The organism is Methylobacter sp. S3L5C (genome assembly GCF_022788635.1).
GTDB lineage: Bacteria > Pseudomonadota > Gammaproteobacteria > Methylococcales > Methylomonadaceae > Methylobacter_C.
Genome location: NZ_CP076024.1, coordinates 964,846 through 977,748, shown reverse-complemented (window position 1 = coordinate 977,748; position 12,903 = coordinate 964,846). Strand labels below are relative to the sequence as shown.

Genomic DNA, 12,903 nt, shown 5'->3' with positions numbered 1-12,903 from the left:
GAAAATGGTCATCACTTTTCATATCGATACGAGAGTAACCATCAGTATCATAATTAAAACAATCCAACTTGCCTGGTCTTTTAAACTAAAGACCAGTGGGTCGTCATGCATTTGGCCACGCGCTGTTTTTAGCCACAAGCGGGACACCCAATAAGCCATTAAGGGACATAACAGCCATAATAAATCTGGGTAGGTATATTCTGCAGCGCTCTCAGGACTGCCAATAAATAAAGCCAATACCAATATTGATATGTACCCTGCGGCAATACCCATTGCACCAAGTACGGGATAGTCGGAAACCCTATAATCGCGGCCCTTGACGGTTTCCAGCGAGCCACTTTGAATGGCTATTAATTCTGAACAACGCTTAACCAGTGCCAAACTAAGAAAAATAAACAGGGAGCATTCGAGTAACCCGGATGATACCGGCACTTCTATGGCATAAGCCCCCGCGATAATCCGAAAAGTGTAAAGTATCGCGAGCATCAACACATCTATCAACGCAAACCGCTTGAAGTAAAATGAATAACTAACCGTTAAGCCAAAATAGGCCAACAGTATAAACAGAAAACTATTGGATATCTGAGCTGCCAAGCCAAGCCCTGCGCCGAACAGCATGACCATCCCCAAGACACCGGCATCCAGTCCAATATCTCCTGCTGCAAACGGGCGCTGATATTTAAGCGGATGATGCCTATCTGATGAGACATCAAACAACTCATTTAATAAATAAGTAGCGGATGCAATCAGGCCAAAAGCCATAAACGCCACCACGACCTGAGTGATTGCAGAAAAATCAAAGACATGTGCGGTAAAAACAGGTACACCAAGCAACACATTTTTGCCCCACTGATGCAATCGAAAGGCACGCAGCCACGTTTTTATACGCGGAGGACGATCATCGAATACTCTTTCGACGCGATAATGACGCCTCCTGACGGTAGCAGTTACGCCAACATCCGGATTAACAATAATAGCTCGGCGCGCTTTAGCCCAAATAGCAAGATCAGCACGCGCATTGCCCGCATAGTCAAATGCGGCATCATTACAGCAAGTCAGGATAGCTTCGAGCTTGTTTGAGCCTTTTAGGTTACGATGCCCGTCACTGGCTAATACCTGCTTAAAAAAACCCAGTTGTTTTGCCACCGGCTCAGCCAAACCACGATCAGAGGCTGTCGCCAGATATAAAGTCCGCCCTTGCCTGGCCTCATTTTTTAAAAAAGCAATAAACTCTTTTTGTAACGGTAAAACACTAAAATCCACTACCGCACGTATCGCTATTTCTTCTTTAAGACGAGCTATACCAAATACCAGCCAGTACAGCATAACCAACAACATCCACGGCTGCTTTTTTAATAAGATAAAAGCACTTTCCATTAACAAATCCGTTTTTATAAGTGTTCCGTCAAGATCGACAAAAAGCGGTACAGAATCATCAGGCACGTTGCTTTTACTGGATAATGGCTGTTGTTGTGATATTTTTTTGCTCATTTTGATGAATTTTGAGTTAACCTGATTTCCGCTTCGCGATATTTTTCCGCACAAAATGCTGCCACTTCGGTAGGGAGTGAAGGGCCGGGAGCTGTTTTATCCCAGTCTAGCGTTTCCAGATAATCACGAATATACTGTTTATCGAAGCTGGGTGGACTAATGCCTACCTGATACTGATCTGCAGGCCAAAATCTTGATGAATCAGGCGTTAAAGCCTCATCAATTAAATATAAAACACCGGCATCATCAACCCCAAATTCAAATTTGGTATCGGCAATAATAATGCCCCGCTCTTTGGCATAGTCTGCGGCGATTTTGTACAACTTCAAACTGGCATCGCGTACTTGTCCTGCCAGTTCTTCCCCCATCAAGGTAACGGTTTTTTCAAAAGCAACATTTTCATCGTGCTGGTCAACAGCGGCTTTTGTCGATGGCGTATAAATAGCTTCCGGTAATTGCTGGGCTTGCTGCAGACCGGCAGGCAATTTGATACCGCACACCTCCCCTGATTTTTGATAATCTTTCCAGCCGGAACCGATAAGATAACCACGCACAATGGCTTCAACCGGCAGTGGTTTTAACAGCTTGACCACAATGGCACGGCCTTCAATCTCAGCACGTTCAACCGCATCAGGAACTACCTGCTCCAACGGAATATCCGCAATATGATTGGGCATAATGGATTGTAATTTATCAAACCAGAAATTTGAAATTCGGGTTAATACTCGACCTTTACCCGGAATCGGATCAGGCAAAATCACATCAAAGGCTGAAAGTCTGTCGGTGGTCACGATCAACATATGCTTATCATCAATATCGTAAATATCACGCACTTTTCCGCGAGCGCGTAGCTTTAGAGACGACAGTGCTGATTGATATAGGGCTTCTGGAGCGGTCATAAATCCTCGCTAAAATTTAAAAGAAGGGTTAAGGTAATTTTCTACAAAGAATATACCTTACTTGGTGGTCATTTTATCTATTCCCTACGTGGTAAAAACAATTACCCAAATCACAATATAGACTTACTTTACGTCTGGTAATCAACAAATATACTGCGCCATTTGGGTATCAATACTTCGGACAGTTTTGATTTGATTAAAAATAGTCTGGAAGCCTCCAGCGTGGGAAGATGTAGTCAAAGACGATAACAGCCCAACACGCTAAAGGCCTCCATGAACTTAATAGAACCCATTCTGCACTAAATGTCTAGTGTAGCAAAAAACCGCAGCGTAAGTTTATATTCATCTTGCTAACAGCCCTGACATATCTGCCGGGACGGATGAATTTCCGAAACCTTGGCCGTTATAGTTCTCTGAATGAAAAAACCTTTTCAAGATGGTTTCATCGCTCGTTCGATTTTGTTACCTTCAGTTTGCTGAGCTTGAAAGATTTAACGGATAAGGATGAATGGATATCAGCAATTGATGCCATTTTTACCCAAAAGCGGTCGCAGCAGTTACGGACTGGACTGGTTTTGCAACGGTTCACAGGGACAAGCGGAACGTGGACTGGAAATTTCACTGCTGGCCTTGGTGGATGTAACACACAAAATGGCCTATACCTTATCTGCTTACCAAGCTCCCGCTTTGCCCAAAGTACCTAAAGTAGTCAAAGAATCGGCCGTCAATACTGAAGACAAGGTGGCTCAAGACGCCGATAAGAAATCCAAGACCAAAGCCAATGAAAACACCTAAAGAACGTCGGATCACCCGGATAGAAATTAACCTTGATCACCTCAAACGTGATACCAAGCAACTGTTGGGGAAAATCCGTTATCTGGTTGCTGACAGTTTTTGCGCCAAGACCAAGTTTATTAATAGCGTGGTGGAACATGGCCTGTACGTGGCCAGTAAGTTACGGCATGATGCCGATCTGCGCTGGTTATATACCGGTGAACAAAAAGCCAAAGGTCGACCTCGCAAGTTTGCAGGCAAAGTGTGTTTTGATGATTTGTCACGCTTTGAACTGGCAGGAGAAATCGATGGCCAGCGCGTCTATACCGCTGCCGTCAATTCGCCGACGTTCAAACGTAATCTGCGGATTGTCTATATCGTGCGACAAGAAAAAGGCAAAACCTACACGGCATTATTATTCTGCACTGACACTGGCTGTGCGGCGCTGGACATCCTGCGCTATTACAAAGCAAGATTTCAGATTGAGTTCGTGTTTCGCGATGCCAAGCAGTACACTGGACTATGCTATTGCCAAGCGACTTCCGATTCAATGCTTCACTGACCGCACTGAATTTGCTGCGTCTGGAAGACCGGCAGCAAGCTTTGGAAGGTGTGGGCCGTAACGTCATTTCCATCGCCATTTGAAATACCCGTAAATTCAATGCCCATTTATTGGAAAGATTTTCTTGCCACTTAGGGGGCGACTTTACTGTCATAAAATCCAGCCCGGGCTTTGCAGCCCTCTGTAACTATGGGGCTATCGCCGCGTAAACTATCCGAAGTATCGAATGAAATGAAGCGGATAAAATTAAGCCATGAAGAGTGGGCTTGTATTTTGGCAAGCTTAAAAAAATTGCCTGGAGTTCATATCGGATTACCCGATATTTGAAGACATTTTGTTAATGCCATTTTGTGGATATTACGTACGGGATCACAGTGGCGTGTATTATCGTCAACGTATGGTAAATGGAATAGCATTTTCAAGCGTTTTTCACGTTGGTGCATCAATGGTATATGGGGTAAAATTCTCTGCCATCTTGCTGAAGACGCTGATTTACAGGATGTTTCCATGGATGGTTCAGTTATTAGAGCACATGCCTGCGCAACTGGAGCGGCATATAGTTCTGCTGAGAATGAAGCGCTTGGGCGTTCCAAAGGTGGGTTTGGTTGTAAGATTCACGCACTTTGTGATGCCTTGGGCATGCCCATCAAATTCTTCCTGACGGGTGGGCAGGAGACTGAATGCAAGCAAGCCATATCTTTATTGGAAAATGTTAATGCTTCAGCTGTTTTAGCAGGCAAAGCCTACGACACGAACGAGTTGCGGGAGTGGTTAGCCAGTCGTGAAATAAAAGCGGTTATCCCACCTAAATCGAACCGAAAAGAAGATATTGAGTGCGATTATTGGCATTATAAGGAGCGGCATGCCATTGATGTATATTTGGTAAATTTAAACACTATCGCAGAATTGTTACACGATATGATAAAAAAGCTATTAACTACATGGGGATGTTGTCATTTTCCTCGGTGCTTTTATAGCTAAGGTGAAACGTCAACAGAACCTAGAAAAAAGGGGCTGTTCCTAAGATATTCTTTGTGCCGTCAGTCATTGCTATAATTAAGGAATGCTGACGGTAATAGTACCGTTTAAACTCCTTCGCTGAAAATCTGAAAATCTGAAAATCTGAAAATCTGAAAATCTGAAAATCTGAAAATCTGGGAAACGGAGCGACAGTGGTGCGACTGGCATGTTAGTCAGCTAGCTGGTGGAAGTCCAGCCATTGCCCTGTGAGAAGGGAAAATGTAGGCGAAGGCAAGGGTGTCCAAAGAAACTCTGCGTAGCTACCCAATAGGGAAGCACGGTTATTGAGAGCCAATGAGGAATCTGAAGGAAGCTGAAACCAAATCGTTCACCTAAACGAAAGTGAATCTTCGTAAGGCGGCAACAAGGGGGTAAGGTGCCCGCAACCACCGAAGCCCGATATTCTCACCGTAACGAGTTGTCGTATTGAAGGTAGGTGGATCGAAACAAAGGTGACTATCTTACCCAGTGAAGGGCCGTCGGTTTGGGTCGGTGTAACTGCGACACCTTAAGCCCTAAGCGCAGCAGTGATGTTGACGTTATGAATCGGGGATCTACAGATGAAGCCGTAGTAATCGTAAAGTTCGGTGCCGATGAATTTATGGTGACATGGACGAGGGTAAAGCATCGAATCAGCGACAGGATGTTGGAGGTGAAGGGCGAAACACGTAAGCGGCTATGGCCGTTGATTAGAGACTGGAGGACTGAGATTAGCCTGATAGGAGCGGTTAACTATTCGCGTTGTAAACAGTGAACGAATTAGCCGTGCGAGATTGATGAAAGCCCTCTGTAAACAAGCGTGAAGTAAGCGACCATGAGCCAATTAATTGAAGAACCCAGACTCTTTGAAACCCTCTGCTCAACTTTATATTTGGGCGTAGGCTTTCGACTGCATGGATGCAGGAGGTAGAGCAATGCAGGAGCAATTGCCGAGAATTGGTCAGAAGAAACCGAGGCGCACCCAGCATTGATGGCGTGGGTATAACGGACATTGAAGCCACTTTGGACGAAGAGCTAAGCCAGTTGCAACAGGAATTGACAACGTGGACTTATCAACCCTCGTCAGTACGCCGAGTAGAAATCCCGAAGCCGGATGGCAAAGGGATACGTTTGCTTGGTATTCCGACGGTGTGGGATCGTGTGGTACAGACAACTTTAAAACTGCTGCTGGAACCGATTTTTTAGCCGAATTTTTCACCGAACAGCTCTGGCTTCCGCCCTGGGCGGAGTCCGCATCAAGCGGTGCAGGCAGCGCAACAGATTATCAACAGTGGTAAGCCTTTTGTGGTGGATATTGATCTATCGAAATTCTTTGATCGTATTCACCATGATCGGCTTATAGCCCGTATGGGGCAGAAGATAGCCGATAAACGCGTACTACGCTTAATTGGCCTATTGTTGCGTAGTGGTGTTATGATCAATGGTGTCGTCAATCCCAGCAAGGAAGGAGCGATGCAAGGCAGCCCCTTAAGCCCTTTGCTGAGCAACATCGTTCTGGATGAACTTGATCAGGAACTGGAAAAACACGGACTGGAATTTTGTCGGTTAGCCGATGACTGTAACCTCTTGGTCAAGTCGAAAAAGGCGGCGGAGCGAGTGATGGAAACGATCAGCCGGTTCATTGAAAAGACGCTTAAACTTCAGGTGAATCAGGATAAAAGCAGAGTCGCTTTATCTGATAAGGTAAAGTTATTGGGTTTTACCGTGGTTAATGGGACGATTGCCATTGAGCATAAAGCCCAGCAAACTGCCATGGCTAAAGTCAAGGTGCTAACGCCGCGAGGCACCTATAAAACGCTAGATACCACTTTGAAAGAAATCAATTAATGGTACGTGGGTTGGTCAAATTATTACTGATTGACCAATTACCCATCCCAATTGATGAAAATTGAAGCCCACATTCGGCGACGATTAAGGTAACGGTTGGTTTATCAGCAAAAGCGTAAAAAGCCTCTTTATCACTCGCTGGTCAAGCAGGCTGTACCACTAAAACAGGCAGCTAATGCCGTCTTTTCAAATAACAGCCGTTGGGTGCTCTCAGCCGAGCGAGCGGTAACGCGGGCTTATCCCAACAGTTGGTTTATTAACCTGAAAGGACAGAAAGTACGATCCGACCAGAAAATGGCACATTGGTTTGAAGTTTCACAATGGATACGCCTTACGTGACGAACCGTGTACGGATCCGTACGCACGGTTCTGTGGGCAGTCGGAGGCTGCGGCCTCCTCTGACCCGATAAAATGCAGGCTTTACGAAACAGCGTCAAGTCTTTGGAACCTATGTTTCGCCCCCTTGTTGGGTAGAAACGAGGTGACGAGGACGAATCGGGGCAGCCGAAGGCATTGGCGGTCGCGTAATTTTTTGCTGATTTTTCGAGCAGGAAGCCCGGAAAAATCTTTCGCAAAAATAGCGACTCCCTTCATTTACTTCATAATATCAAACAGTAGGCGATCAATTGTCCAAAACCACCTCCGTTACACGTATTGCTTTTGCCAGTTTTATTGGTACTGCCATTGAATTCTATGATTTTTATATCTATGGCATGGCAGCGGCATTGGTTATTGGGCCGGTATTTTTCCCCGGCGGTAATCCAACTACTCAAGCATTAAGTGCCTTTCTTACCTTTGCGATCGCTTTTCTTACCCGGCCTTTGGGTGCGATGTTGTTCGGGCATTTTGGCGACCGTATCGGCCGCAAAACAACGCTAGTCGCATCATTGCTGGTAATGGGTATCTCTACAACATTAATAGGCTTTTTACCTGGCTATGATGTGATTGGCGCATGGGCTCCCGTCTTGTTGTGTTTATTACGTTTTGGTCAGGGTATTGGTTTGGGCGGAGAATGGGGTGGTGCGGCGCTATTGGCTACCGAGAACGCACCCGCTGGCAAGCGTGGTTGGTACGGCATGTTTCCCCAATTAGGGCCGCCAGTTGGATTTCTTTTCGCAACCGGCAGTTTTTTGTTGCTTGCTAATTTCTTGAGTGAACAAGAGTTTAAAGACTGGGGCTGGCGATTACCGTTTATTGCCAGTTCGGTTTTGGTAATGATCGGTTTTTATGTCCGGCTGGCTTTGGCGGAAACGCCGGTATTTACCAACGTACTGCAGCAGCACCAACGGGTAGCTTTACCGGTTAAAGAAATAGTCAAGCATCATCTTATCCCCTTGGCGTTGGGAGCATTGGCGATGGTAGTTTGCTATGCCTTGTTTTATATTTCAACGGTGTTTTCTTTAAGTTATGGCACCACTACCTTACATATCCCACGTCAGCAATTTCTGGGTATGTTAAGTGTGGCGGTATTGTTTATGGCAGCCGCCACGCCCTTATCGGCATGGGCTGGTGATCGTTTCGGACGCCGTCCTGTTTTGCTGGTCGCCGGTAGCGCTGCATTTCTGTCCGGTTTTGCTTTACAACCCATGTTGGAAAGCGGCTCTCCATTGATAATTACCGCTTTTTTGTCATTGGAGTTGTTTTTAATGGGAGCCACCTTCGCGCCCATGGGAGCTTTATTGCCGGAACTATTCCCGCCTGCTTTACGCTATACCGGTGCCGGAACTGCCTATAATCTGGGTGGCATACTGGGTGCTTCGTTTGCGCCTTATATTGCGCAACGCCTGGTTACCGTAGGCGGTTTAGCCTGGGTTGGTGGCTATGTTTCGCTGGCGGCTATTATCAGTCTTTTTGCCGTATATCTGATGCGTGAAACCCGTGATAATCATTGGGTGTAACAGGTATTGGCAGTATTGCACCGATATCTCCGTTATTTAAGATAAAGATAGAGCATTTTAAGTTTCGCTCTATAAAACTACCTTCAGTTTCTGTTCAGTTAACAAAGCATATTGTAGACCGTAATTACAGAAATTATCGCTGATCATGGCTGGATAATTTATCTGTATATCGTTTAAATCTGCTCATTAGTTAGTAAAACAGGAAGGTACAAGATGATTAATCAAAACGTAGAAGCGCCAAGTAATTTTGTCGCATTTATAAATCAGGCTTTTGATAATGGTAATTTTTATGGGCTGGAATATGTCCTTGATGAGTTAGTTAGTGAAAATCCGGCGACTACTCATCAAAATACGGTAGATTGGTTTGGCGCTACTGATTACTTCGCTTAACTTATTTTTGTCAATTCAACCGCTATCCAGCGCAACCCGAATGCCTGGGTGGTTATGTGCCGGCCATTAGCCATTCTATCAACGTTATACACAATTATCGTGGCCAGTTTTGCTTGATTAACATAACGCCAGCAAAAATAATCTGATTGATTTGGCTGGCCGTGTATTTTTCTGCTACAAGTTTAACGCCTATAGCCCTATGTAATAACATTTTTACAATATCATGCTATCTTGAATATCCCGAATAGCTCAGGATAAGTCAATCATGTATAAAGTGCATATAGCAAATCTGACCTACGATTTTAAAACGTTGCGCAATTTAATGGCAAAGGCATCACCGTCTCGTTCGGGCGATTATTTAGCTGGGGTAGCGGCTGACAATAATCTTGAGCGGGTCGCTGCGCAATGGGTACTTGCTGATGTCCCGTTAAAACAGTTTCTTAATGAGGCGCTGGTGCCTTATGAACAAGATGAAGTGACTCGCCTGATCATTGACGAGCATGACAGTGTTGCATTTGCCCTTGTCAGTCATCTGACAGTCGGCGATTTTCGTAACTGGCTATTATCTGAGCACGCGACCACACATATTTTATCTGCCATCGCCCCAGGCTTGACACCGGAAATGGTGGCCGCTGTATCCAAGCTTATGCGAATCCAGGATTTGATTCTGGTTGCCAAAAAATGTCGAGTGATTACCCGCTTCCGAGGCACTATCGGCCTTGAAAACCGTTTGTCTACGCGTTTGCAACCCAATCATCCTGCCGATAATCCCGCCGGTGTTGCTGCCAGTCTTCTGGATGGTTTGTTGTATGGTTGCGGCGATGCAGTCATTGGCATTAATCCTGCTTCTGATAATCTTGAAGCAACCTTACGTTTGCTGCACATGCTGAGTGACGTGATTGATCGTTATCAAATTCCGACGCAATCCTGTGTGCTGGCCCATGTGACCACCACCTTAAAAGCCATCGAACACGGTGCGCCGGTTGATTTGGTTTTTCAATCCATAGCCGGAACGCAAAAAGCCAATGACAGCTTTGGCATTAATTTGACGTTATTACAAGAAGCCCATAGTGCTGCACTGGAACTGGCACGAGGAACGTTGGGCGATAATTGCATGTATTTTGAAACCGGACAGGGCAGTGCGCTGTCTGCCAATGCTCATGAAGGACTGGATCAACAAACCTGTGAAGTCAGGGCTTATGCCATCGCTCGCAAATTTAAACCACTATTGGTTAATACTGTGGTCGGTTTTATCGGACCGGAATATCTTTACAACGGCAAGCAGATTATCCGCGCCGGTCTGGAAGATCATTTCTGTGGCAAATTAATGGGTCTGCCGATGGGCTGTGATGTCTGCTATACAAACCATGCCGAAGCCGATCAGGATGATATGGACATGTTACTGACTGCTTTTGCCGCAGCCGGTGGTACTTTTATTATGGGTATTCCGGGGGCTGATGACATTATGCTTAATTATCAATCGACTTCATTTCATGATGCACTGTATGTGCGCCAAGTGTTGGGACTTAGACCTGCGCCCGAGTTTGAGCAATGGTTACAACAACATCAAATTTTCAATGCAGATCATCAGTTACTTCAACATGCGGATGTTCCCGCATTATTTAAATCGGCCGTGCAAAAACTTAAGTGAGTAAGGCGATGAGTAAAAATAATGAAACAGGGATTGCCCTTGATCCTTGGCACAACTTAAGCCAATTTACTTCCGCGCGTATTGCCTTGGGACGCACAGGTATAAGCCTGCCAACCCGCGCCTGTCTGGACTTTCAGTTAGCGCATGCTCTGGCCCGCGATGCCGTCCATATTCCATTAGATTTTACGCGCCTGGAAAAACAGGTAAACTTGCTGGGTTATCAAACGCAGATCTTGCAATCTCAGGCAGAAAACCAGTCCATGTACCTTCAACGCCCTGATCTTGGACGCTTGTTAAATACCTTGGCGATGGGCTGTTTACTGCATACCGGAAAAAGCCATGTGGATGCGGTTGTCGTGGTTGCCGACGGCTTATCGTCAAAAGCCATAGCCCGTCACGCAGAACCTTTCTTAAGTTTATTGCTACCACAACTGCATGCAAACGCCTACAGACTAGCACCCGTGTGTCTCGTTAAACACGGTCGGGTAGCCATCGGCGATGCCATCGCAGAATATTATGCCGCCAGATTGAGCATAATCTTGATTGGTGAACGCCCCGGTTTAAGCTCGTCTGACAGCATGGGTATTTACTACACCTATCAGGCCAAATTGGGTATAAGCACCGATGCCGACCGCAATTGTATTTCCAATATTCATAACAACGGATTAAGTTATGAGCAGGCGTTAAAGAAATTGCTGTTTTTAATCAATAAGTCTGAAAAATGTCAGTTTTCTGGTGTTAATTTAAAAGACGAAACAACGGACACGGGACTGGATGATCAGCAGCAGGTCAATTTTTTATTGGATTGATGGTTGAAGAATATAGTGTAGGTATGGTACTTGTTAACGACTGATGAGATGACCAAACCAGATGCCTGATATTCAAACAAATGCCTTGAATATCAGAACGGTTTTGATGATAAACAACTGATGCAATTTAATATGCTGGCTAAGTCAATAAAACCTTTTATACTGTAGCCGTTAACAGTAATAGAGAAAATATAAGATGAAATTGATGGAAGACGGTACCCAGTTTCCGGATGAACAGCAGTACGTTATTCGCAATGTGAAAGCCATCATCCAAATATTGACCGGGTTATTGAATGACAATACCATGCTTAATGTGTCATTCAACAACGCCAATAACGTCAATGATGTCTGTTCAACTACAGTCATTTCTCTCGATGAGAAAAACCTTTCCGTGCATCTTGATATTGGCTGCGACGAAGCTTTTAACAACAGGTTAATAGCGAGTCAACATGTCAGGTTCATCAAAGAAGATGGCATCGAAATCAGATGGGTCAGTACAAAATTATCCATGACCAATCTGGCTGGCAGTAACGCAATCAAAATAGATTTACCTAAAAGTATGGTCCGTTTGCAGCGCCGCGAGTTTTATCGTATTGACACTCCGATTGAAACACCTGTGCTGTGCCATATACCTATATTAGATGAAACTAATGCGGAGATGAGTAAGATATTAGAACTTCCTCTTGTTGATATTAGCGTGGGTGGTGTTGGCATGATAGCCGCCGATCCATTAGATCTTGCAATATCAATAGGCACTGTATTTACTGGTTGCAAAATGGATTGTCCAGAGATAGGGATGGCTAGTCTCGCCCTGCAAGTACAACGTATCCAGCCAATGCCTGTTAAAGACGGCTCTACCAAATATCGTATTGGTTTTCAATATATTGCACCATCTCACGGCAACGAGCGGCTGATTCAGCTCTATACTTATCAACTGGAGCGAATAGCGAAGGTAATAAAGTAATAAGATGCTATTGAGGTAAGAGGACACATCAATAGCCGATGATTGACCTTTTAACCTTATCAGTCTTTAAATATTTTCAGGTTGTTCTTACAAATTCTCTGACAGAAAACAGCTTGATTTCCAAACGATTTGAACTGCCATATTAAAAATGGCAGGCGGTGGAGAAGTTTCCCACCGCTTGTTTTTATAATCAGGAGAGTTTCAGATATTAGATTTTTTTAACAAACTCTGATTTAAGTTTCATGGCACCAATACCATCAATTTTGCAGTCAATATCATGATCACCGTCTACCAGGCGGATATTTTTGACTTTAGTGCCGACTTTGACAACCAGTGATGTACCTTTGATTTTAAGGTCTTTGATGACGGTGATGGTATCGCCGTCTTGCAGGACGTTGCCATTTGCATCCTTAATAATTTTGGCATCGGTGTTATCTTCAGTTGCCCCGTCTTTTGGCCATTCGTGTGCGCATTCAGGACAGATATATTGGCTACCATCTTCGTAGGTGAATTCTGAATCACAGGCAGGGCATTTGGGGAGGTTACTCATTACTTTTTACCTTAACATAGGTTGTCTCAACCAAGTGGGATACAAGGTGTCTTGATGCGTTATGATGC

At 44.8% G+C, this 12,903-nt stretch carries 13 protein-coding genes; 10 read left to right on the top strand and 3 right to left on the bottom strand.

The genetic code is table 11. The annotated features are described in order from the left end of the window. Positions 1-18: 18 nt before the first annotated feature. Positions 19-1,491: a UbiA family prenyltransferase gene (locus KKZ03_RS04590; protein WP_243220370.1), complete on the bottom strand. Its 1,473-nt coding sequence runs from the start codon at positions 1,489-1,491 to the stop codon at positions 19-21. Then, positions 1,488-2,390 (bottom strand): phosphoribosylaminoimidazolesuccinocarboxamide synthase, encoded by a 903-nt coding sequence (locus KKZ03_RS04585; RefSeq protein ID WP_243220369.1) that lies wholly within the window; start codon positions 2,388-2,390, stop codon positions 1,488-1,490. Before KKZ03_RS04585 ends, KKZ03_RS04590 begins: the two co-directional genes overlap by 4 nt. 504 nt (positions 2,391-2,894) lie before the next feature. On the opposite strand from KKZ03_RS04585, the gene KKZ03_RS04580 reads away from it, so the two are divergent. The 10 genes from KKZ03_RS04580 (at position 2,895) to KKZ03_RS04535 (ending at position 12,285) form a co-directional block, all read left to right on the top strand. Then, on the top strand, positions 2,895-3,185 hold the full coding sequence (locus KKZ03_RS04580; protein WP_243220368.1) for a hypothetical protein: 291 nt from the start codon (positions 2,895-2,897) through the stop codon (positions 3,183-3,185). After that, on the top strand, positions 3,172-3,726 hold the full coding sequence (locus KKZ03_RS04575; protein WP_243220367.1) for a transposase: 555 nt from the start codon (positions 3,172-3,174) through the stop codon (positions 3,724-3,726). Before KKZ03_RS04580 ends, KKZ03_RS04575 begins: the two co-directional genes overlap by 14 nt. Positions 3,727-4,074: 348 nt before the next feature. Beyond that, positions 4,075-4,707 (top strand): IS5 family transposase, encoded by a 633-nt coding sequence (locus KKZ03_RS04570; protein ID WP_243220366.1) that lies wholly within the window; start codon positions 4,075-4,077, stop codon positions 4,705-4,707. A gap of 975 nt (positions 4,708-5,682) precedes the next feature. Continuing rightward, positions 5,683-5,931, top strand: coding sequence for a hypothetical protein (locus tag KKZ03_RS04565; RefSeq protein ID WP_243220365.1), 249 nt, complete (start codon positions 5,683-5,685; stop codon positions 5,929-5,931). A 57-nt stretch (positions 5,932-5,988) separates the two neighbouring features. After that, positions 5,989-6,573, top strand: coding sequence for a reverse transcriptase domain-containing protein (locus KKZ03_RS04560; RefSeq protein ID WP_243220364.1), 585 nt, complete (start codon positions 5,989-5,991; stop codon positions 6,571-6,573). A 626-nt stretch (positions 6,574-7,199) separates the two neighbouring features. Then, a complete protein-coding gene (locus KKZ03_RS04555) occupies positions 7,200-8,471 on the top strand; it encodes an MFS transporter (protein WP_243220363.1) in 1,272 nt (423 codons plus the stop codon). Positions 8,472-8,684: 213 nt separating this feature from the next. Next, positions 8,685-8,861, top strand: coding sequence for a hypothetical protein (locus KKZ03_RS04550; protein ID WP_243220362.1), 177 nt, complete (start codon positions 8,685-8,687; stop codon positions 8,859-8,861). 265 nt (positions 8,862-9,126) lie between these two features. After that, positions 9,127-10,512 carry an ethanolamine ammonia-lyase subunit EutB gene (locus tag KKZ03_RS04545; protein ID WP_243220361.1) on the top strand — a complete coding sequence of 462 codons (1,386 nt, stop codon included), beginning with the start codon at positions 9,127-9,129 and terminating at the stop codon, positions 10,510-10,512. A gap of 8 nt (positions 10,513-10,520) precedes the next feature. Beyond that, positions 10,521-11,321 carry an ethanolamine ammonia-lyase subunit EutC gene (eutC, locus tag KKZ03_RS04540; protein WP_243220360.1) on the top strand — a complete coding sequence of 267 codons (801 nt, stop codon included), beginning with the start codon at positions 10,521-10,523 and terminating at the stop codon, positions 11,319-11,321. Between the two features lie 196 nt (positions 11,322-11,517). Then, positions 11,518-12,285, top strand: coding sequence for a flagellar brake protein (locus KKZ03_RS04535; protein WP_243220359.1), 768 nt, complete (start codon positions 11,518-11,520; stop codon positions 12,283-12,285). A 208-nt stretch (positions 12,286-12,493) separates the two neighbouring features. Here the strand turns inward: KKZ03_RS04535 and KKZ03_RS04530 are convergent, their stop codons facing one another. After that, positions 12,494-12,835 (bottom strand): zinc ribbon domain-containing protein YjdM, encoded by a 342-nt coding sequence (locus tag KKZ03_RS04530; protein WP_243220358.1) that lies wholly within the window; start codon positions 12,833-12,835, stop codon positions 12,494-12,496. Between the last annotated feature and the right edge of the window lie 68 nt (positions 12,836-12,903).